Consider the following 22788-nt stretch of genomic DNA (forward strand, 5'->3'; position numbering starts at 1 on the left):
TCGCAGCCGTCAACGACGTCTTGCCATGGTCAACGTGACCAATCGTTCCAATGTTGCAGTGCGGCTTCGTCCGAGCAAACTTCTCTTTGGCCATGTCAGCCTCCGTCAGATCTTCTCAAGTGTTCCGTGTAATGCGTTGTTCGATCAGGCGTATTTGGCCTGAACCTCGGCAGCCACCGCGGACGGCACCTGCTCGTAATGGTCGAACTGCATCGTGTAGTTGGCGCGGCCCTGGCTGAACGAGCGCAGCTGGTTCACATAGCCGAACATGTTCGCCAGCGGCACCATCGCGTTGATGACGACCGCGTTGCCGCGCATGTCCTGGCCCTGGATCTGGCCGCGCCGGGAGTTCAGGTCACCGATGACCGAGCCGGTGTAGTCTTCAGGCGTCACCACCTCGACCTTCATGATCGGCTCGAGCAGGACCGAGCCGCCCTTCTGCAGGCCTTCGCGCAGAGCAGCGCGAGAGGCGATTTCGAAGGCCAGGGCCGAGGAGTCGACTTCGTGGAAGGCGCCGTCGATCAGCGTGACCTTGACGTCGACGACCGGGAAGCCGGCGAGCACGCCGGAGCCGATGACCGAGTTGAGGCCCTTCTCGACGCCGGGGATGTACTCCTTCGGCACCGCGCCGCCGACGACCTTCGACTCGAACTCGAAGCCCTTGCCGGTCTCGTTCGGCTCGATGACGAGCTTGACGCGGGCGAACTGGCCCGTGCCGCCGGTCTGCTTCTTGTGGGTGTAGTCGATCTCGGCCTTCTTGGTCAGCGTCTCGCGATACGCAACCTGCGGCGCGCCGATATTGGCGTCGACCTTGTAGGTCCGGCGCAGGATGTCGACCTTGATGTCGAGATGCAGCTCGCCCATGCCTTTGAGAATGGTCTGGCCGCTCTCCTGGTCGGTCGAGACGCGGAAGGACGGATCCTCGTTCGCGAGCTTCGACAGGGCGAGGCCCAGCTTCTCCTGGTCGGCCTTGGACTTCGGCTCGATCGCGATCGTGATGACCGGCTCGGGGAACTCCATGCGCTCGAGGATCACGGCGTGGGCCGGATCGCACAGCGTGTCGCCGGTGCGGACGTCCTTGAGGCCGGCCAGGGCGACGATGTCGCCGGCGAAAGCCTCCTTGATGTCCTCGCGGTTGTTCGCGTGCATCAGCAGCATGCGGCCGACACGCTCTTTCTTGTCGCGCGTCGAGTTGATGACGCCCTGGCCGGCCTCGACCTTGCCGGAATAGACGCGGCAGAAGGTGATGGTGCCGACGAAGGGGTCGTCCATGATCTTGAAGGCGAGCATGGCGAAGGGATCCTCGTCCGTCGGGTGACGAACGGTCTCTTCTTCGGTCTTGAAGTCGATGCCCTTGATGTCGCCGCGATCGACCGGCGACGGCAGGAAGTCGACGACGGCGTCGAGCAGCGGCTGAACGCCCTTGTTCTTGAAGGCCGAGCCGCAAAGAACCGGGTGGAAGGCGCGGCGCTGCACGGCGGTCCGCACCAGGCGGCGCAGCGTGGCAGCATCGGGCTCGGTCCCGTCGAGATAGGCTTCCATCGCCGCATCGTCCATCTCGACGGCGGCTTCGACCAGCTTCGAGCGATACTCGACAGCCTTGTCGGCGAGATCAGCGGGGATCTCCTGCTCTTCGAACGAAGCGCCGAGCGCCTCGCCGTTCCAGACGATCGCCTTCATCTTGATGAGGTCGATGACGCCGGCGAAATTCGACTCCGAACCGATCGGAAGCTGCAGGCAGACGGGCTTGCCGGCGACGCGGTCGATGATGTCCTGGACGCAGCGATAGAAATCGGCGCCGATCTTGTCCATCTTGTTGACGAAGACGACGCGCGGGACGTCGTACTTGTCGGCCTGGCGCCAGACCGTCTCGGTCTGGGGCTCGACGCCCTGGTTGCCGTCGAGCACGCAGACGGCGCCGTCGAGCACGCGCAGCGAACGCTCGACCTCGATGGTGAAGTCGACGTGGCCGGGGGTGTCGATGATGTTCAGGCGGTGATCCCGCCACAGGCAGGTCGTCGCGGCGGAGGTGATCGTGATGCCACGCTCCTGCTCCTGCGTCATCCAGTCCATGGTGGCGGCGCCGTCATGGACTTCGCCGATCTTGTGGCTCTTGCCGGTGTAGAACAGGATGCGCTCGGTCGTCGTCGTCTTGCCGGCATCAATGTGGGCCATGATGCCGAAGTTACGATAGCGATCGATGGGATGAGAACGGGGCATGGAGATGCTCTGTCTTTCCGGGTCCGAACGGACGAATTACCAGCGGTAGTGCGAGAAGGCGCGGTTGGCTTCCGCCATCCGGTGCGTGTCTTCGCGCTTCTTGACGGCGTTGCCACGGTTGTTGGCAGCATCCATCAGCTCGGCCGAAAGGCGCTCGACCATGGTGCGGTCGTTGCGGCCGCGGGCGGCGGCGATGAGCCAGCGGATGGCGAGAGCCTGGCGGCGCTCGGTGCGAACCTCGACCGGGACCTGATAGGTCGCGCCGCCGACGCGGCGGGAACGGACCTCGATCGCCGGGGCGACGTTCTCGAGCGCGGTCTTGAAGACGGCGAGCGGATCGCTCTTCAGCTTGCCTTCGATGATCTCGAAGGCGCCGTAGACGATGCCTTCGGCAGTCGACTTCTTGCCCTCGTACATGACCGAGTTCATGAACTTGGTCACGATCACGTCGCCGAACTTGGCGTCCGGGATGATCTCGCGCTTTTCGGCACTGTGGCGGCGGGACATCGTCTAGTCTCCGGTCAAATCTCAAAAGCTGCGAACCGGCTGAGGCATCTTGCCCCGCCGGTCGGGCAGGAAAATTACTTCGGACGCTTGGCGCCGTACTTCGAACGGCGCTGCTTGCGGTTCTTGACGCCCTGCGTGTCGAGCACGCCGCGCAGGATGTGGTAGCGCACGCCGGGAAGGTCCTTGACGCGGCCGCCACGGATCATGACGACCGAGTGCTCCTGAAGGTTGTGGCCTTCACCCGGAATGTAGCCGATGACCTCGAAGCCGTTGGTCAGGCGCACCTTGGCGACCTTGCGGAGCGCCGAGTTCGGCTTCTTCGGGGTCGTCGTATAGACACGCGTGCAGACGCCGCGCTTCTGCGGGCAATTCTCGAGCGCCGGAGCAGTGTTACGCGCCTTGACCGGCGAACGCGGCTTGCGGATCAGCTGGCTGATTGTCGGCATTTAAGGCCTCTCGCTCCCTTGAGCGCTAGATGAATTTCGTGTCCATTCCGGCGCCGCAAAAGGCCATGACCAAACGAAGCCGCGCCATCGGCGCCCATTTACGGGGCCTCAGGCGCGTTCGCCATGCAGAGGAACACGGAACGAGCCCGCATTCATGCGTCCTGCCATGTCGTCGTTAGACGCTGGAATTCCGATGGAGTTTCGGTCGCGAACCTCGCTTGCAACAAAGGCAAGCGACAAACGTGTCCGACAGCCATCGACAGTGGCGCGCTTATGACTCAGGTAAGGATTCGCGTCAACCCCGGATTTGCCTCTTTGGGCCCGTTGCGTTCAGCTTATTCGGCAGGCTGACCGGCGAAGCAGTCTCTAGACTAAAAGTGACAGACGGATTCAGCCTCAATCGTCGTCATCTTCGGCACTCGCCCGCATCTGGTCGTTCCAGAGCTTGCGATAGAGGCCGGAGCGCTTACGCATCAGCGTCGCGTGGTCGCCGCGCTGCACGACTCGGCCGGCGTCCATCACGATGATCTCGTCCATATCCGCGACAGAGGTCAGCCGGTGCGTCACGAACAGCAGGCTGCGGCCGCGGCCGATCTTCTTCAGCGTGCGGTTGATCGCGGCCTCGGTGGTCTGGTCGAGCGCCGAGGTCGCCTCGTCGAGGAGCAGGATCGCCGGGTCGCGCAGCAAGGCGCGGGCGATGGCGATACGCTGACGCTGTCCGCCTGACAGGGTCTCGCCGCGCTCGCCGACGATGGTGTCGTAGCCATCCGGCAGGCTGATGATGAACTTATGGATCTCGGCCTTCTTGGCGGCGGCCTCGACCTCGGCGTCGGACGCGTCCAATGAACCGAGCCGGATGTTCTCGCGCAGCGAGGTGTTGAACAGGACATTGTCCTGGAACACCACCGCCATCTGGGCCCGCAGCGAGTCGCGGGTGACGCTGGCGATATCGACGCCGTCGATCGTCACCTTGCCGCGCTGCGGATCATGGAAGCGCAGCAGCAGGCTGAGCAGCGTGCTCTTGCCCGCCCCGCTCGGCCCGACGATGGCGACGCGCGAGCCGGCAGGGATCGCAAGGTCGAGGCCGTCGATCTGGGCGCCCTCCCCGCCATAGGAGAATCGCACCCCCTGGAAACCGATCTCGTGCGCGATGCGCGGGCACTCGACCGCGTTGGGCCGGTCGGAGACCCGGATCGGCTCGTCGAGGATGTCGCGCATGTGCCTGACGGCGCCGGACGCGTCGATCACCACCGGGATGTACTGAGTCAGGTGGTTGAGATTGTAGGTGATCTCCCAGAACACCGCCTCGAAGGCGACGAAGGTTCCCACCGTGATCACGTCGTTGAAGGTGAGATAGGCGCCGATCGCCAGCACGATCAGGTGCAGCCAGAGCACCACGATGGTGATCGAGCGTTCGACCATGGTGTTGAGGAAGGTCGAGCGGCTTTGAGCCGCCCGCAGCACGCTGTTGCGCTGGCCGAACCAGCGCTGCGAGATGCCGATGAGGCCGAAGGCCTTCACCACCGGCTGGGCGCCGATATTCTCCTGGACGACGCCGAGCTCGCCCGCCTGCGCCCGCTTGACCTCGTAGCTGGCGGCGACCGCCTTCGGCGTGAGGAGCCGCGGCCCGATCAGCGCGATCGGGATGATCAGCAGCGCCAGCAGGCCGAGCTCGGTGTTGAGATAGATCAGCAGGGCGATGCCGGCCAGCAGCTCCAGCAGCGGCAGCGCGCCCCAATTGGCGAAATGGATGACCGACTCTTCATAGGTGGTCATGTCATTGGAGAAGCGCGACAGGATCTCGCCGCGGCGATGCCGCTCGTAGAAGCTCAGCGGCAGCTTCTGGATATGTTCGAACAGCGAGCGGCGCACATCGGTGGTGATCGCCGCCGTCACCTTCGCGTCGATCCATTCGTACCAGATCGCCACCACCGAGGTGACGATGCCGGCGATGCCGAGCACGCTGAGGATGAAGATCAGCTCGCTGCGATCCTTGTCCTCGAACACCTCGTCCAGGAGGTATTTGAGCGAGAGCGGCATCAGCACGTTGAAGGCCATCTCGACCAGGAGGCCGAGCCCGACCAGGGCGATGCCGAGCCGGTGCGGGCCGAGATGCGGCCAGGTGAAGGAGAGGACGCCGCTCAGCGCCCCCGCGGCTTCGCCGGCGGTGTAGACGACCGGGCCGTCATGGTCCTCGTCGTCCTCCTCCTCATCGTCCTCGCCGTCTTCGTCCTCATCGTCATCCGCCGCTGCCGCGCCGGACAGCGCGCGCCGCTTCGGCTCCTCGGGCGGGCGCGCCGCCGGCCGCTTCGCCGCGCCGGTGGCCTTCGTCGCCGGATCGGGCACGGCAAAATTCTCGCCCTTGCCAGGCTTGACCTCGTCGTCGCTCACTGATCGCCGGCGGGGCTGGATCAGCGCCCGCCGCTCCCTCTCGGATCGGATTGGCTCAGGCGCTATCGGGCGCGATTCGGTTGAAGAAGCAGTAGCGCAGGCTTTCCGCATCCTCGTACCAGCGGCCGGGGCCCTTGCCGGCGGCGAGCGTGCGCTCCCAGAGCGCGTCGAGCATTTCCTGGCTCTGGACCGCCATGTCGAAATCCTCGTCGAAGAACAGCTCCGACCACTCCCACCAGGTCGCGAGCTTCTTCACGCCGCGCAGCAGGTCGTACATGTCGCAGACCTCGGACGTGAGGTCGGCCGTCACCGAGCCGAAATAGACACCGCGCCTGGCCACCCGATGCAGCTCGCCGAGCGCATCCTTGACGCCGCGCGTGCCGAGATGGGCAAGGCAGCTCTCATAGACGATGTCGAAGGAACCGTCCTCGAAGGGCAGGTCCGCGACCGTGCCGAACAGATTGTACTGCGCAAGGTGTGCCGGCGTGCGGCCATGGATGTAGCGGTTGTTCTCGATACCCCAGGCGTCGATGCCGAGCTCGCGCAGCGCGCCGACGAGTTCGCCCGAGGCAGAACCGGCGACCAGCAGCTTGAAGCCGGGCTTCGGCTGCCAGACCATGTCGATCAGGTCGCGGATATAGCCGGGATCGCTGAAGCGCCGCCACACCTCGCCATAGGGGCCCGCGCCGCGATAGGCGTCGAAATAGCCGCGGTCGATGCGCAGCGACGGCTCGGGCACGACGATGCCGCTCACCTCGCCAACGCTCTTGGCGAGCCCGGTCGCGTAGCGCTGGCGCATCACCTTGCCCAGCATCAGGTCGCTGGCGATGTCGGCGGAATCGAGCACGCCGTTCAGCGTCGAGTCGAACAGGTAGTCGCCGACGACGATCAGCCCGTCATGCTCCTTCGGCTCCGGCATGTGGTTCGTCACCACGTCCCGCACTGGGACGCCGCCCGGAATGGCGTTCACCGAGGCCATCCAGCGATGCACCTTCGCCTCGATCAGATGCGGGAAGGGATCGCCCAGCGAGGCCGGCAGCGATTTCAGCGCCGCCGTGATCAGCGCCTCGTCGTCGAGATTGGCATAGGACAGCGCGTCGATGCCGGCGATCAGCCAGTTGAGCACGCCGTGGCGGCCGACATCGTGCCGGGCGCCCTCGATATAGACGCAGCAGCCGCCGAAGCTCTCCGACATGAACCAGGCACCCTCGATCTGGCCCTCCCAGAACGGCTTGTCGAACAGCGCGGCGACGCGCAGGTAATGCGCCGGCCGGTCGAAATGGGCGAGATGGCGGCTCATGCCCTGGCGCAACCGGCCTTCGCCGAAATCGATGGTACCGAGCCAGTTGTGCGGCAGGCACATCAGCACGAAGTCAAATTCGCGCGTCTCCGGCCCCTTCCCGTTCATCATGTCGAGCCGGTAGCGGCCACCATCCGCCTTGCCGACACGAAGGACGCGATGGTTCAGGAAGACCTCGGCGTCGAGATTGGCGCTCAAGCCCTCGACCAGTTGCTCATTGCCGTTCTGGATCGAATAGACGTCGATATAGCCGTCTACATCCATCAGATAGTTCTTCAGCGCGTTGAGGCCATTGCTGATGTGCCCTTCGGAGGCGATGTCGGAGCGTGCCATCGCCCGGAAGAAGCGCCGCGCCACGGGATCGGCCACCTCCTGCTCGAGCACCTCGTCGGCGCTCATGAACATCCAGGGATGGTTGTTGTCGTGCTTGCCGGCGCCCTCGTAATAGGCCTGTTGCGACATCAAATCGGCGCAGCGCGCCCGGAACGCCAGGATGGCGTCAGCGGTCGCATCGCCATAGCGCCGGCGCATGCCCTCGACGCCGTCGACCAGCTTGCCGTCGAGGTGGAGAGCCTGCGAATCCATCGGGATGGTCTGAAAGCCGAAGCCTTCGATAAGCTCGCGCAACGGGTCGTGGCCGAGCTGGGAATAGCCGTAGATCTCGGCGACCCCGGCCTCGTAGAGGGCCGGCGCGTTGTCGAAGCGGCGCGTGACGATCTTGCCGCCGAGCCGCTCGGACGCCTCGAACAGTGTCACCCGGCACAAGCCCTGCATCTTCTTGCGGACCTGCCAGGCCGTCATCAGCCCGCCGGGACCACCCCCGACAATCGCAACTTCCAGCATCTGCCAGCCCTGCCCCAGCGTCTCGCGCTTCGCGCCGTATTGTGAGACCTATAGCGCCACGGAGTTGCCATAATTTTACTGCCGCGACCATGCCTCTGTTTCGCTGTGAGCCGATCTCGCCACATCTTTCCGAAAAGTAATGGGTGCGCGTGCCGGCTGAGCACCCGTGCAGAAGAGCCCCGCGCCCGCTGGCAGGTGGCCTGAAGGCTTTAACGCACCACCATCCGCGCCAGCAGCGCCGTGAGCTCGCTCTGCCGGGTGGTGCCGGTTTTCTGGAAGACGCGCTTCAGCGTGGTCCGCGCGGTGGCCTCGGTGATGCCGAGCTGCTCCCCGGCCTCGCGCGGCGGGCGGCCGGCGCCGACCAGCGCCGCGAGCCGCGCCTCGGCCAAAGTCAGGCCGAACAGATCGCGCACCAGGGCAGGGTCGGCCGGCGCATCGGCCTCGGAACTGGTCACCACCGCGATGGCGACGGTCTCAGCCAGCAGGGTTTCGACGGGGCCGCCACCGGCAGGCCGCACCGGCAGGATGTGGACAGCGAGGAAGCCGTCGCGCTGGGGGTGCGGCACGAGCACGGGCTGCGGCGGACCGCTGCGCGCCACCGCGTCGCCGAACGCCGCCTCCGCGATCCGTGCCTGCAAGGCCTCGCGCGCCGTCTCGCTCCGTGCCGTCAGCCGGCCATGAGCGACGACCAGCCCGTCCCCGAGCAGCGCCTGCCCGGCGGGATTGGCGAACAGCACGCGGGCATCGCCGGCGAGCAGGAAAACGCCGACGCCGACCCGCGCCAGCGCATCCGACAGCGCCAATTGCGAGGCTTCGGCATTGATCAGGCGGATGCCGAGCCGCAAGGCATTCTCGACATGGCGGCCGATCCGGCTCAGCCTGTCGAGTTCCTCCTCCGTCCAGGCCTGCTTCTGGTCCGAGCGCTGGATCGACAGGGCGACGGAGACGCGCGGATCGGGCGAGATGCCGACGCCGCCGAACCAACCGAGGCCATGGCCGCGCAGGAACTGCGTGTAAAACGGCAGGGTCCGCATCTCTTCCGGCGATGCGATGTCGCGATCGGTCACAGCGTCATGACGCGCGATGGCGCCGCGCTCGATCGAGCGCGAGAACCGGACGTCCTGCCGCCACCATTCGCCAACTTCGTAGTCTCGCTGTGCCGCCTCGAGGCGAGGCGAGCAGATCGAGCCGAAACCGCCATCCTCCCGCTGATAGATCATGATGGCGCCGACATCTCCGAAGCTGTCGGCGATCTCCTGCAGAGCCTGCGGCCAGCGCTCGGGGACGGCGGCTGCATCGTAGATCGCCTCGACCGCGGCGACGAAACCATCGCGCGGCGGAGGCACTGCGTCGCGCGGAATGATATCCCCGCTCATGGCGTCCGCTCACCAGAGCCCGGCAGGTCGCTCGTCACGCCGGCGCCGCGCAGCAGGCCGATCAGGTCGGCCTGGCGATGCAGGCCGGTCTTGGCCATGACGCGCTTCAAAGTCGAGCGCGCGGTCTCCTCCATCACGCCGAGGGCCGCTGCCGCCTCTCGCGGGCGATGCCCGGCGGCGATCAGCGCGGCGAGCCTGGCCTCGGCCGGCGTCAGGTCGAACAATCCCTGTACGACATCGGCGGTCGGCACGTCCTTCACCACCACCGGCGTCACGACGAGGATGCTCGCGGCACGCGAGAAGATGTCGTGGGCGGCGCCGCGGATCGGCGTCAGGTGCAGGATCAGGGGCGGCTGGCTCTCGCGGCGCGCGACCGGGATCGACCGCACTGTCGCGCTGGCGATCTGTCCCCTCGCCTGCAGGGCCGCCGCGAGCAGGCCGTCCGCTCCGGTATCGACGAGCCCCAGGCGCGACGGGCGGTCGGCGGCGACCGACGGGATCAGCGCCTCGAAGCGGGGATTGAGCGCGAGCGCCCGCCCGTCTCGATCAAGGACCGCAGCCGGCAATCCGATCGCCTCCAGCGCCCGGGCCGCGCCCTGCGCCCGCTCGAATTCGAGCCGGGCCGAGAGCAGCATGGCCCGTGCCAGGTGCGGCCGCATCAGGTCGAAACGCGCGATCAGCTTGTCCTCGACATGGCCCTGCTCCAACTGGCGCTCGGCATGCAGGATAAAGGCCTCGCCGGTCGGCGAAGCGATCGAGGTCGCGACCCCGATCCCCAGGCCCTGCGGCAGCAGGAAATCGCGATAGACCGGCTCGTTCGCCATCTCGCCTTCCGAGAAGATGTCGATGTCGCGCAGGAAGCCGGCATGGCGGCGCTCGAGCAGGCGCCGCGTCCGCTCATTGCCGGGAAAATTATTGAAATGCGTCGCGACGACCTGATCGAACTCGGCCGACGAGGAAATCCAGCGACTGGAGCTCGGCGTCACCGCGACCAGCACTGCGCCGGCGCCACGCGCGATCTCCTGGAAACGCCGCAGAACCTGCGGCCACAGTTCCGGCACCACCGCCGCTTCGTAGAGACTGTCGAGAAACTTTTCGTCCATAGCCCCGGTCGCACCCAGGCATGGTCCGCAGAACGGGGCTTCCATTCGCCGACCATGCCTCCGCATGGCGTGACAGCATGGCCTTCGTCGCTCGGCCGCTTCCAGCCGCACAAAGAAAGACACCCTGGCGCATCGCTGCCCCCCGACAGGTTTCGCAACGTAAGCTTAGCCCGATTGTACTAGAAAAGGTCAAGAGTGCTGAAACGAGAACGGCCGCCCGAAGGCGGCCGTTCCACAAAGTCAGCAAGTTCGCCGGTATTACTCGGCTGCAGGCAGCACCGCCGCAGCGGCAGCCGCGGCCTTGGCCGCAGCATCCGCCTTCTGGCCGACGATGAGATCGTCGCGACGCGTCGCCACCTGCTTGATGCGGGCAACCTGCGCGCCGGTGCCGGCCGGGATCAGCGAGCCGACGATGACGTTCTCCTTGAGGCCTTCCAGCATGTCCATCTTGCCGTTGACCGCCGCCTCGGTGAGGACGCGGGTCGTCTCCTGGAAGGAGGCGGCCGAGATGAACGAGCGGGTCTGCAGCGAGGCCTTGGTGATGCCGAGCAGAACCGGCACGCCCGAGGCCGGCTTCTTGCCCTCTTCGCGTAGCTTGGCGTTGACCTCTTCCAGCTCGATCCGGTCGACCTGGTCGCCGGTGAGAATGTCGCTATCGCCGGATTCGGTGATCTCGACCTTCTGCAGCATCTGCCGGACGATGACCTCGATGTGCTTGTCGTTGATGGTCACGCCCTGGAGGCGATAGACCTCCTGGATCTCGTTGACCAGGTAAGCGGCAAGTTCCTCGACGCCCTTGATCGCCAGGATGTCGTGCGGCGCCGGGTTGCCGTCGAGGATGTAGTCCCCGATCTCGACGACGTCGCCATCCTGCAGGTGGATGTGCTTGCCCTTCGGGATCAGGTACTCGACGCCATCGGTGCCGTCATGCGGAGTCAGCGTGACGCGACGCTTGTTCTTGTAGTCGCGCCCGAAGCCGATGACGCCGGCCTTCTCGGCGATGATCGCGGCATCCTTCGGACGCCGGGCCTCGAAGAGCTCGGCGACGCGCGGCAGACCGCCGGTGATGTCGCGGGTCTTGGCCGAGTCGGTCGAGACACGCGCCAGCACGTCGCCGGCCTTCACCGACGAGCCCGGCTCCACCGAGATGATGCCATCGACGGGCAGGATGTAGCGCGCCTCGCCGCCGCGGGGCAGCTTGGCGATCTTGCCGTCCGGTCCGTTCAGCGTCATCGCCGGACGCAGGTCCGACGTCCGGGCAGAACCGCGCCAGTCGATCACGAGACGCTTGCTGATGCCGGTCGCCTCGTCGGTCGTCTCCGTCATCGACATGCCGTCGACCAGGTCCTCGTAGCCGACCTTCCCGTCGACTTCCGCCAGGATCGGGCGGGAATAGGGGTCCCACTCGATCAGGCGCTGGCCGCGCTTGACCTTGTCGCCCTCGTCGACGCGCAGCTTCGAGCCGAACTGGACGCGGTGCACCGCGCGCTCGGCGCCGTCCGGGCCGGTGATGACGATGGCGAGGTTACGCGCCATCGCGATCAGATCGCCATCCGAGTTCCGCGCGACGTTGCGGTTGCGGATCTTGACCGTGCCCTCGAAGTTCGACTCGACGAAGGACTGGTCGGCGATCGTGGCCGCGCCGCCGATGTGGAAGGTACGCATGGTGAGCTGCGTTCCCGGCTCGCCGATCGACTGCGCCGCGATGACGCCGACGGCCTCACCCATGTTGACGGGCGTGCCGCGGGCAAGATCGCGCCCATAGCAGGTCGCGCAGACGCCGTTCTTGGTCTCGCAGGTCAAGACCGAGCGGATCTTCACCTCCTGGACGCCGGCGGCGTTGATCTTGGCGATGTGGCTTTCCTCGATCACCGCGCCCTTGGCGACCAGGACGTTGCCGTCGAGATCGACCACGTCCTCGGCCGCCGAACGGCCCAGGATGCGCATGCCGAGCGAGGCCACGACCTGGCCGGCATCGACGATGGCGCGCATCTTGATGCCGTTGTCCGAGCCGCAATCCACCTCGGAGATGATCGCGTCCTGCGCCACGTCGACGAGACGACGGGTCAGGTAACCCGAGTTCGCCGTCTTGAGCGCCGTGTCGGCGAGGCCCTTGCGGGCGCCGTGCGTCGAGTTGAAGTACTCGAGAACGTCGAGGCCTTCCTTGAAGTTCGAGATGATCGGCGACTCGATGATCTCGCCCGACGGCTTGGCCATCAGGCCGCGCATGGCGGCGAGCTGGCGCATCTGCGCCGGCGAACCGCGGGCGCCCGAGTGGCTCATCATGTAGATCGAGTTGATCGGCTTGTCGCGACCGGCATCGTCCTTCTTCACGGTCGAGATGCGGGCCATCATCTCCTGGGCGAGCTTGTCGGAGCACTTCGCCCAGGCGTCGACGACCTTGTTGTACTTCTCGCCCTGGGTGATCAGGCCGTCCTGGTACTGCTGCTCGTAGTCCTTGGCGAGCACGCGGGTCGCATCGACGATCTCCCACTTGTTCTCGGGGATCACCATGTCGTCCTTGCCGAACGAGATGCCGGCCTTGAACGCGTGCTTGAAGCCGAGGCCCATGACGCGATCGCAGAAGATCACCGACTCCTTCTGACCGCAGCCGCGATAGACGGCGTCGATCATGTTGGAGATCTCCTTCTTGGTCATCAGCTTGTTGACGACGTCGAAGGTCATGGCCGGATGCTCGGGCAGCGCGGTCGAGAGAATGACGCGGCCCGGCGTGGTGTCGTAGATCTTGGTGTAGGACTGGCCGTCACGGCCGACGCCGGTCCAGCGATACTTGATCTTCGAATGCAGCGTGACGACCTTCTCGTGCAGCGCGTATTCGAGCTCGCCGAAATCGCCGAAGATCTTGCCCTGGCCCGGCTCGCCATCCGAGATGATCGAGAGGTAGTACAGCCCGAGCACGATGTCCTGCGACGGCACGATGATCGGCATGCCGTTCGCCGGGTGCAGGATGTTGTTGGTCGACATCATCAGGACGCGCGCTTCCAGCTGCGCTTCCAGCGACAGCGGGACGTGCACGGCCATCTGGTCGCCGTCGAAGTCGGCGTTGAACGCGGCGCAGACCAGCGGGTGCAGCTGGATCGCCTTGCCCTCGATCAGAACCGGCTCGAAGGCCTGGATGCCGAGGCGGTGGAGCGTCGGTGCGCGGTTCAGCAGCACCGGATGCTCGCGGATGACCTCGTCCAGGATGTCCCAGACCTCGGGCTTCTCCTTCTCGACCAGCTTCTTGGCCTGCTTGACCGTGGTCGAGTAGCCCTTGGCGTCGAGGCGCGCATAGATGAACGGCTTGAACAGCTCGAGCGCCATCTTCTTCGGCAGGCCGCACTGGTGCAGCTTCATCTCCGGGCCGACGACGATGACCGAGCGGCCGGAATAGTCGACGCGCTTGCCGAGCAGGTTCTGCCGGAACCGGCCCTGCTTGCCCTTCAGCATGTCGGCGAGCGACTTCAGCGGGCGCTTGTTGGCGCCGGTGATGACGCGGCCGCGACGGCCGTTGTCGAACAGGGCGTCGACCGACTCCTGCAGCATCCGCTTCTCGTTGCGGATGATGATGTCGGGCGCGCGCAGCTCGATCAGCCGCTTCAGGCGGTTGTTGCGGTTGATGACGCGGCGATAGAGGTCGTTCAGGTCCGAGGTCGCGAAGCGACCGCCGTCGAGCGGCACGAGCGGACGCAGATCGGGCGGGATGACCGGGATCACGGTCATCACCATCCATTCCGGCTTGTTGCCCGACTCCTGGAAGGCCTCGATGATCTTGAGGCGCTTCATCAGCTTCTTCGGCTTGAGCTCCGACGTCGTCGTCGCGATCTCATGCTTCAGGTCGGCGTTGATCTGGTCGAGATCGAGCGCGCGCAGCATCTCGCGGATCGCTTCCGCGCCGATCATCGCCGTGAAGGTGTCGGCGCCGTACTCTTCCTGAGCGCGGACATACTCTTCTTCGGTCAGCAGCTGACGGTCCTTGAGCGGGGTCAGGCCCGGCTCCAGGACGACGTAGGATTCGAAGTAGAGGATGCGCTCGAGGTCCTTGAGCGGCATATCCATCAGCAGGCCGATGCGCGAGGGCAGCGACTTCAGGAACCAGATATGCGCGACCGGGGCGGCGAGCTCGATATGGCCCATGCGCTCGCGCCGGACCCGTGCCAGCGTCACCTCGACGCCGCACTTCTCGCAGATCACGCCCTTGAACTTCATGCGCTTGTACTTGCCGCACAGGCACTCGTAGTCCTTGATCGGCCCGAAGATGCGGGCGCAGAACAGGCCGTCGCGCTCCGGCTTGAACGTGCGGTAGTTGATCGTCTCGGGCTTCTTGATCTCGCCGAACGACCAGGATGCGATCTTCTCAGGGCTCGCGATCGAGATCTTGATCGCGTCGAACGCCTGCTGCACCGGCTGCTGGCCGAAAAGGTTCATGACCTCTTGCTTCATAGCCTGTCTCCTCTGGCCGGTGGGGTTTTAGGGAAAACCGCCCTGCCCGGCCTTTGTCCATCGGCCGGCGGCGCCACTGCCGCCGGCATGAGTAACGAACGCCGTCGCGCCCTTGCGGGCGTGACGCCTTACTCGGCTGCCTCGGCGGGCACGTCGCCCTGCTTCGGCTTGGTGTTGATCAACTCGACGTTGAGGCCGAGCGAGCGCATTTCCTTGACGAGCACGTTGAAGCTCTCGGGGATGCCCGCTTCGAAGTTGTCCTCGCCGCGCACGATCGACTCGTAGACCTTGGTACGGCCGGCGACGTCGTCCGACTTCACCGTCAGCATCTCCTGCAGCGTGTAGGCGGCGCCGTACGCTTCCAGGGCCCAGACCTCCATCTCGCCGAAGCGCTGGCCGCCGAACTGGGCCTTGCCGCCGAGCGGCTGCTGGGTGACCAGCGAGTACGGGCCGATCGAGCGGGCGTGGATCTTGTCGTCCACCAGGTGGTGCAGCTTCAGCATGTAGATGTAGCCCATCGTGACCTTGCGGTCGAAGGGCTCGCCGGTACGGCCGTCATAGAGCGTCGACTGACCGGACGAGTGCAGGCCCGCCTGCTCCAGCAGCCGCTCGATGTCGGACTCCTTGGCGCCGTTGAACACCGGGGTCGCGATCGGAACACCGCGGCGCAGGTTCTGGCCCATCTCGATCAGCTCGGCGTCGTCCATCGAGGCGATGATCTCGTTGTCCTCGTAGACGGCGTCGAAGGAGGCGCGCAGGGCCTTGGAGTCGTGTGCCTTGCGATAGGCGTCGATCGCCTTGCCGATCTGCTTGCCGAGACCGGCGGCCGCCCAGCCCAGATGCGTCTCCAGGATCTGGCCGACGTTCATGCGCGAGGGCACGCCGAGCGGGTTCAGCACGATGTCGGCATGGGTGCCGTCCTCGAGGAACGGCATGTCCTCCGCCGGCACGATGCGCGAGACCACGCCCTTGTTGCCGTGGCGGCCCGCCATCTTGTCGCCGGGCTGGATCTTGCGCTTCACCGCGACGAAGACCTTGACCATCTTCATCACGCCCGGGGGCAGCTCGTCGCCGCGCTGCAGCTTCTCGACCTTGTCGAGGAAGCGCTGCTCGAGGCGCTTCTTCGATTCGTCGTACTGCTTCCGCATCGCCTCGATTTCGGTCATCAGGGCGTCGTCCGCCGTGGCGAACAGCCACCACTGCGAGCGCGGGAACTCGCTCATCACCTCACGGGTGATGACCGTGTCCTTCTTGAAGCCCTTCGGACCGGCGAGGCCGGTCTTGCCGGTCAGTATCTCGGCCAGACGCGCGAAGGTGTTGCGGTCCAGGATCGCCTGCTCGTCGTCGCGGTCCTTGGCGAGACGCTCGATCTCCTCGCGCTCGATCGCCTGAGCGCGCTCGTCCTTGTCGACGCCGTGGCGGTTGAACACGCGGACCTCGACGATCGTGCCCTGGACGCCCGGCGGCACGCGCAGCGAGGTATCGCGCACGTCCGAAGCCTTCTCGCCGAAGATGGCGCGCAGCAGCTTCTCTTCCGGGGTCATCGGGCTCTCGCCCTTCGGCGTGATCTTGCCGACGAGGATGTCGCCCGCCGCCACTTCCGCGCCGATGTAGACGATGCCGGCTTCGTCGAGGTTCTTCAGCGCCTCTTCCGACACGTTCGGAATGTCGCGCGTGATTTCCTCGGGACCCAGCTTGGTGTCGCGGGCCATGACCTCGAATTCCTCGATATGGATCGAGGTGAAGATGTCGTCCGAGACGATCTTCTCCGAGAGCAGGATCGAGTCCTCGAAGTTGTAGCCGTTCCACGGCATGAACGCGACGAGCACGTTGCGGCCGAGGGCGAGCTCGCCGAACTCCGTCGAGGGGCCGTCGGCGACGATGTCACCCTTCTTGATGACGTCGCCGACGCGGACCAGCGGACGCTGCGTGATGCAGGTCGACTGGTTCGAGCGCTGGAACTTCTGCAGGCGGTAGATGTCGACGCCCGGCTTGGTCGGGTCCATCTCGTCCGAAGCGCGGATGACGATACGGGTCGCATCGACCTGGTCGACGATGCCGGCGCGGCGGGCCGCGATGGCGGCACCGGAGTCGCGAGCGACCGCGGCCTCCATGCCGGTGCCGACGAACGGCGCGTCGGCGCGAACCAGCGGCACCGCCTGGCGCTGCATGTTCGAGCCCATCAGCGCGCGGTTGGCGTCGTCGTTCTCGAGGAACGGGATCAGCGCCGCGGCGACCGAGACGACCTGCTTGGGCGAGACGTCCATGAAGTCGACCTTGTCGACCGGCACGACGATGACTTCGCCGGCGCGGCGGCAGACGATCAGGTCGTCGGTGAGACGGCCTTCCTCGTCGACGGCGGCGTTCGCCTGGGCGACGTTGTACTTCGCCTCTTCCATGGCCGAGAGATAGATGATCTCGTCGGTCTGCTTGCCGTCGCGGATGCGCCGGTACGGGCTCTCGATGAAGCCGTACTTGTTGACGCGCGCGAAGGTGGCGAGCGAGTTGATCAGGCCGATGTTCGGGCCTTCCGGCGTCTCGATCGGGCAGATGCGGCCGTAATGCGTGGTGTGGACGTCGCGCACCTCGAAGCCGGCGCGCTCGCGGGTCAGGCCGCCCGGGCCAAGCGCCGAGAGACGGCGCTTGTGGGTGACTTCCGAGAGCGGGTTGGTCTGGTCCATGAACTGCGAGAGCTGCGACGAGCCGAAAAACTCGCGCACCGCGGCGGCCGCGGGCTTCGCGTTGATCAGGTCCTGCGGCATCACGGTGTCGATGTCGACCGAGGACATGCGCTCCTTGATGGCGCGCTCCATGCGCAGGAGGCCCAGGCGATACTGGTTCTCCATCAGCTCGCCGACCGAGCGCACGCGCCGGTTGCCGAGATGGTCGATGTCGTCGATCTCGCCCTTGCCGTCGCGCAGGTCGACCAGCGCCTTGACGACCGCGAAGATGTCCTCCTTGCGCAGGATGCGCACGGTGTCGGCGGCGTCGAGGTCGAGCCGCATGTTCATCTTGACGCGGCCGACGGCCGAGAGGTCGTAGCGCTCCGAGTCGAAGAACAGCGACTGGAACATGTTCTCGGCCGTCTCGAGCGTCGGCGGCTCGCCCGGGCGCATCACGCGGTAGATGTCGAACAGCGCTTCCTCGCGACGCGAGTTCTTGTCGACCTGGAGCGTGTTGCGGATGTAGGGACCGACCGTGATGTGGTCGATGTCCAGCACCGGAATCTCGGTGTAGCCCTTGTTGATCAGGTCGATCAGGTTGCCCTTGACCTCGCCGGTCTTCGGGTCGGCCGCCATGCTCAGCTCTTCGCCGGCCTCGGCGTGAACTTCACCGGTGGTGGGGTCGACGAGATCCTCGGCCACGTACTGGCCGATGAGATCCTCGTTCGTCGCGCGCAGGAACTTGAGGCCCTTGTCGGCGAGCTGGCGGGCGGTGCGCGCGACCAGCTTCTTGCCGGCCTCGATCACGACTTCGCCGGTGTCGGCGTCGATCATGTCGACGCTCGCCTTGAAGCCCTTCATGCGCTCGGCGTCGTACGGGACGCGCCAGCCGTCCTTGTCGCGGACATACACGACGCGGTTGTAGAAGCGCTGGAGAATCTCCTCGCCGTCCATGCCGAGGGCGAACAGCAGCGAGGTGACCGGAATCTTACGCTTGCGGTCGATACGGGCGTAGACGATGTCCTTGGCGTCGAACTCGATGTCGAGCCAGGAGCCGCGATAGGGGATGATGCGGGCGGCGAACAGCAGCTTGCCCGAGGAATGGGTCTTGCCCTTGTCGTGATCGAAGAACACGCCCGGCGAGCGGTGCATCTGCGAGACGATGACGCGCTCTGTTCCATTGACGATGAAGGTGCCGTTGTCCGTCATGAGCGGCATCTCGCCCATGTAGACGTCCTGCTCCTTGATGTCCTTGACCGACTTCGCCTGGGTGTCCGGGTCGATATCGAACACGATCAGGCGCAGCGTCACCTTGAGCGGCGCCGAGAAGGTCATGCCGCGCTGGCGGCACTCGTCGACATCGTATTTCGGCGGCTCGAAGGTGTACTTGACGAACTCCAGGAGCGAGGCGCCCGAGAAGTCGCCGATCGGGAACACCGACTTGAAGACCGATTGCAGGCCCTCGTCGCTGCGGCCGCCCTTGGGTTCCTCGACCATCAGAAACTGGTCGTAGGACGCCTTCTGAACCTCGATGAGGTTCGGCATCTCCGCCACTTCCTTGAGCTTGCCGAAGAACTTGCGGACGCGCCTGCGACCCTGGAGGGAAGTTACCATCATGTTCCTCGCAATCTCGGACGGCTCACCCGGTGGTCCGGGCCGCGGGCGGAACGGGCCGCCGGGTGAGCCGCTCGGCGCTTCATGCGCGCCGACATTCGAACTGGATCGACCTGCACCGTGGCAGGCCCTGCAAAGCGTCGTTCCGGTTACCGGAAACGACGCAACAGCCCCGGAGGCGGCGAGCCGCCCCGGGACTGTCCTTGTCGACTAGAGACGGACCGGCATCAGCCGGCCCGAGCTCACTTGAGCTCGACCTTGGCGCCGACGGCCTCGAGCTGCTTCTTGAGCTTCTCGGCCTCGTCCTTGGCGACGGCTTCCTTGACCGGCTTCGGAGCGGCCTCGACCAGGTCCTTGGCTTCCTTGAGGCCGAGGCCGGTGATGGCGCGGACTTCCTTGATCACCTCGATCTTCTTGTCGCCGGCGGCGGCAAGAACGACGGTGAACTCGGTCTGCTCCTCGACGGCGGCGGCGGCAGCGCCACCGGCGGCCGGGCCGGCGGACACGGCGACGGCGGCGGCGGCGGAGACGCCCCACTTCTCTTCGAGCAGCTTGGCGAGGTCAGCGGCCTCGAGAACGGTGAGCGACGAGAGTTCGTCGACGAGCTTGGCGAGATCGGCCATGGTTCAGGTTCCTGATGTAAGAGGTTCGAACGATTAAGGGTTGTCGGCTGCTCAGGCAGCGTCCTTGTCGGCATATGCCTGGAACACGCGCGCGAGCTTCGCAGCAGGCGCGGTCGAGAGCTGGGCGATCTTGGTCGCAGGGGCCTGCAGGAGGCCGAGCAACTTGGCGCGCAGTTCGTCGAGCGAGGGCATCGTGGCCAGAGCCTTGACACCATCGGGGTTCAGGGCGGTCGTGCCCATCGCGCCGCCGAGGATGACGAGCTTGTCGTTCTCCTTGGCGAATGCGACGGCGACCTTCGGCGCCGCGACCGGATCGCTGGAATAGGCGATCAGGGTGGGACCCGTCAGCAAGGGGCTGATGGACGCGACGTCGGTGCCTTCAAGAGCGATCTTGGCCAGCCGGTTCTTTGCGACCTTCACGGTGGCGCCATTGGCCTTCATCTCGCGACGAAGCTTCTGGAACTGGGCCACCGTCAAGCCCGCATAGTGGGCCACGACAACGACCGACGTCTTCGAGAAGACGTCGTTCAGCGTCGCGACGGCATCAGATTTTGCCGCTTTATCCACTGGGCTCTCTCCGGTAGGCGACAGGCTGTGAGACCCACCGCCAGTTGCACGTGCCGCTCGCGAAAAGTGACCGGTTGACACCGACCCCTCACCGGAGCGACGCTCAGTGCCCTGTCCCCAGCCATGGCCGAAGCCGTGATCGGGCGAGATGGTTCGAACCTCGTTCGGCACCTTTCGGCGCCGGAAAAGCTCTTGCACCGTCTATGCAGGCCTCTTGGCGAAATTATGCCCCCTGGCCGGAGCCAAAGGCGCACCTGCAGTCTCAGACAGGACTGGATGCCTGGCCCTCGGAGATCGCTCCCCTCGGACCCGACACCCATTTTTCCGGTGGCGAACCACCGAAAAACGCGAAATGGACCTCCTCGTGCCAAGCACGCGGAAGCCCCGTCACTTATGGAAACACGCAGGAGGCTATAGACCCTCCCCCGGCTTCTGCCAAGTGGTAATCCCTGCGCCGAAGCGCAAGGTGGGGCTGCGGCCGCCCGAAGGCGGCCGCGGCGCGAGATCAGCCGCCGAGGACCGTGTTCGGCTCGATCTTGACGCCCGGACCCATGGTCGAGGAGATCGCGACGCGCTGGATATAGGTGCCCTTGGCGCCGGCCGGCTTCGCCTTCGAGACCGAATCGACGAACGCCTTGATGTTCTCGCCGAGCTTGTCGGCATCGAACGAGGCCTTGCCGACGGCGGCGTGGACGATGCCCGCCTTCTCGACGCGGAACTCGACCGAGCCGCCCTTCGAGGCGGCGACGGCGGCGGTCAGGTCCATGGTGACCGTGCCGACGCGCGGGTTCGGCATCAGGCCGCGCGGGCCCAGCACCTTACCGAGGCGGCCGACGAGGCCCATCATGTCCGGGGTCGCGATGCAGCGGTCGAAGTTGATTTCGCCCTTCTGCACGGTCTCGACCAGATCCTCGGCGCCGACGATGTCGGCACCGGCCTTCTTGGCCTCCTCGGCCTTGGCGCCGCGGGCGAAGACCGCGACGCGCAGCGTACGGCCAGAGCCGTTCGGCAGATTGCAGACGCCGCGGACCATCTGGTCGGCGTGACGCGGATCGACACCGAGATTCATCGCGATCTCGACGGTCTCGTCGAACTTGGCGTTGGCGCGGGCCTTGACCATCGCGACGGCCTCGGCGAGCGGGTAGAGCTTGATGCGGTCAATGCCTTCACGGCCTTTGACGACGCGCTTTCCGACATGTGCCATTGTCAGTTCCCCCTCAGCCCACGACTTCCAGGCCCATGGAACGGGCCGAGCCACGGATCATCGCCACCGCCGAATCGACGTTGTCGCAGTTGAGATCCGCCATCTTCTTCTCGGCGATCTCCTTGAGCTGAGCCGACGTGACCTTGCCGACATTGCCACCCTTGCCCGGGGTCTTCGAACCCGCGGTCAGGCCGGCAGCCTTCTTCAGCCAGTACGAGACCGGCGGCTGCTTCATCTCGAAGGTGAAAGAGCGATCCTGATACGCGGTGATGATCACCGGGATCGGCATGCCCTTTTCCATCTGCGCGGTCTTCGCGTTGAAGGCCTTGCAGAATTCCATGATGTTGAGGCCGCGCTGACCGAGCGCGGGACCGATCGGCGGCGACGGATTGGCCGCGCCCGCCGGAACCTGAAGCTTCACGTAGCCCGTGATCTTCTTTGCCATGATGGCTGCTCCTGTCGTCCGCCCCGGTGCCGACCGGAGCGACGACGCCCCGCCCGCGAGCTGCTATCGCTCCGGATCGGGGTGTTGCAGGGCGTGGTGCGGCGCGAAGCTCCGGCTGGCTGACCGGCGCGCCTCCCACGCATGTGAGGGCCGCCCTATGGCACAGGCCGCTGCGAAAGGGAAGCCCCTGATGGGTCCTGGCGAAGCGGGCGTCGTGTCGCAGGCGCGAGCCGAGGCCCTGCCGACCAGGCGCGGGATCAGCCAGCCTTTCGCCCTGGTCAAGAACGGGCTCCGGTCGTGGCTTGTCCGGAGACCGGTCCATGATCTGCTCACCACAATGCGTCGCGCAGATGGAGTGTCATGGCCCCCGATAAGAGCACGACGGCCCGCCGGCCCGCCACCGGCTTGCGCCAGTTCCTGGATCCCGAGCAGCAGCGCGACTGGATCGAAGGCAAGGCGGACCTGCCCGACACCGAGGAGCGGTCTGAATCGCTCGAGCTGCGCTTCAAATACATCCCGCGGCTCCAGAAGCTGCTTCGTCGCCCACAGGCGCGAGAAATCCTGGAGATCCTGGGGCTCTACGGCGCAACTTGCATCCCCATCCCGCGCAGGAGCGAGCGCCACTACTGGTCCGTGTCCTGCCTGCCGTCGACCTCCGACAAGCCCCTCGCACGCGTCAATGCCAGCTGGATGGAGCTTTTCACGCTCTATGCGGACGGCGACGACGTCCGGGCGAGGTTCCTGGTGCATCTTTCGGATGTCACGACGGACCGTTCGCTCGAGCAGGGCCATGTGGACGAAGCTTTTCTGGAGCGCTGCGTGACGACGCCGGAAGATGTCAGCTGTTTCTTCCCCGGTGGTGCTGACATGTTCGGCATCAATGTGCGCAGCTCCGCCTCGATCCGCCGCTTCCTCGCGGATCGCCGCGCCCTTGGCGCCATCAGAACCTTCAATCTGACGCATATGAACCGCGGTCGGAACGCCTATCAGGCGAGCCATTGCTACAGCCTGGCGGATTACATGCTCGGAAATTGAGGGGCGAC

General features: G+C 65.7%; 15 protein-coding genes. 1 reads left to right on the plus strand and 14 read right to left on the minus strand.

Going from position 1 to position 22788, the window contains the following annotated elements; translation table 11 throughout:
• From BMZ21_RS30150 to rplK, 14 genes are all read right to left on the minus strand, one after another.
• Nucleotides 1-94 (minus strand): GTP-binding protein (locus BMZ21_RS30150; RefSeq protein ID WP_139221393.1); only part of this gene is annotated, 94 nt, incomplete at its 3' end.
• A gap of 50 nt (nucleotides 95-144) precedes the next feature.
• Complete coding sequence (gene fusA / locus BMZ21_RS29590; RefSeq protein WP_091843749.1) at nucleotides 145-2220, minus strand: elongation factor G; 2076 nt, start codon at nucleotides 2218-2220, stop codon at nucleotides 145-147.
• 36 nt (nucleotides 2221-2256) lie between these two features.
• A complete protein-coding gene (gene rpsG, locus BMZ21_RS29595) occupies nucleotides 2257-2727 on the minus strand; it encodes a 30S ribosomal protein S7 (protein WP_091843752.1) in 471 nt (156 codons plus the stop codon).
• A gap of 74 nt (nucleotides 2728-2801) precedes the next feature.
• Nucleotides 2802-3173, minus strand: a complete 372-nt coding sequence (gene rpsL / locus BMZ21_RS29600; RefSeq protein WP_057189964.1) for a 30S ribosomal protein S12 — start codon at nucleotides 3171-3173, stop codon at nucleotides 2802-2804.
• 396 nt (nucleotides 3174-3569) lie between these two features.
• On the minus strand, nucleotides 3570-5564 hold the full coding sequence (locus tag BMZ21_RS29605; protein ID WP_244544084.1) for an ABC transporter ATP-binding protein: 1995 nt from the start codon (nucleotides 5562-5564) through the stop codon (nucleotides 3570-3572).
• Between the two features lie 55 nt (nucleotides 5565-5619).
• The gene (locus BMZ21_RS29610; protein ID WP_091843758.1) at nucleotides 5620-7707 is read right to left on the minus strand and encodes an FAD-dependent oxidoreductase; all 2088 of its coding nucleotides are present in this window, start codon (nucleotides 7705-7707) and stop codon (nucleotides 5620-5622) included.
• A 209-nt stretch (nucleotides 7708-7916) separates the two neighbouring features.
• Nucleotides 7917-9083, minus strand: coding sequence for a helix-turn-helix transcriptional regulator (locus tag BMZ21_RS29615; protein WP_091843761.1), 1167 nt, complete (start codon nucleotides 9081-9083; stop codon nucleotides 7917-7919).
• Nucleotides 9080-10186: a helix-turn-helix transcriptional regulator gene (locus BMZ21_RS29620; RefSeq protein WP_091843765.1), complete on the minus strand. Its 1107-nt coding sequence runs from the start codon at nucleotides 10184-10186 to the stop codon at nucleotides 9080-9082. Before BMZ21_RS29620 ends, BMZ21_RS29615 begins: the two co-directional genes overlap by 4 nt.
• Before the next feature lie 258 nt (nucleotides 10187-10444).
• Nucleotides 10445-14629 carry a DNA-directed RNA polymerase subunit beta' gene (gene rpoC / locus BMZ21_RS29625; protein ID WP_091843768.1) on the minus strand — a complete coding sequence of 1395 codons (4185 nt, stop codon included), beginning with the start codon at nucleotides 14627-14629 and terminating at the stop codon, nucleotides 10445-10447.
• Between the two features lie 128 nt (nucleotides 14630-14757).
• Nucleotides 14758-18906: a DNA-directed RNA polymerase subunit beta gene (rpoB, locus tag BMZ21_RS29630; RefSeq protein ID WP_091843821.1), complete on the minus strand. Its 4149-nt coding sequence runs from the start codon at nucleotides 18904-18906 to the stop codon at nucleotides 14758-14760.
• Between the two features lie 242 nt (nucleotides 18907-19148).
• A complete protein-coding gene (gene rplL, locus BMZ21_RS29635; RefSeq protein ID WP_091843773.1) occupies nucleotides 19149-19529 on the minus strand; it encodes a 50S ribosomal protein L7/L12 in 381 nt (126 codons plus the stop codon).
• A gap of 51 nt (nucleotides 19530-19580) precedes the next feature.
• A complete protein-coding gene (gene rplJ / locus BMZ21_RS29640; protein WP_091843777.1) occupies nucleotides 19581-20096 on the minus strand; it encodes a 50S ribosomal protein L10 in 516 nt (171 codons plus the stop codon).
• 505 nt (nucleotides 20097-20601) lie between these two features.
• A complete protein-coding gene (gene rplA, locus BMZ21_RS29645; RefSeq protein ID WP_091843782.1) occupies nucleotides 20602-21300 on the minus strand; it encodes a 50S ribosomal protein L1 in 699 nt (232 codons plus the stop codon).
• Between the two features lie 13 nt (nucleotides 21301-21313).
• Nucleotides 21314-21745, minus strand: coding sequence for a 50S ribosomal protein L11 (rplK, locus tag BMZ21_RS29650; RefSeq protein WP_091843786.1), 432 nt, complete (start codon nucleotides 21743-21745; stop codon nucleotides 21314-21316).
• 360 nt (nucleotides 21746-22105) lie between these two features.
• Here rplK and BMZ21_RS29655 point away from each other — a divergent pair, with 360 nt between their 5' ends.
• Complete coding sequence (locus BMZ21_RS29655; RefSeq protein WP_091843790.1) at nucleotides 22106-22780, plus strand: hypothetical protein; 675 nt, start codon at nucleotides 22106-22108, stop codon at nucleotides 22778-22780.
• Nucleotides 22781-22788: the final 8 nt, after the last annotated feature.

The sequence above is a fragment of the Allobosea lupini genome (assembly GCF_900109525.1).
Classification (GTDB): Bacteria; Pseudomonadota; Alphaproteobacteria; order Rhizobiales; family Beijerinckiaceae; genus Allobosea; species Allobosea lupini.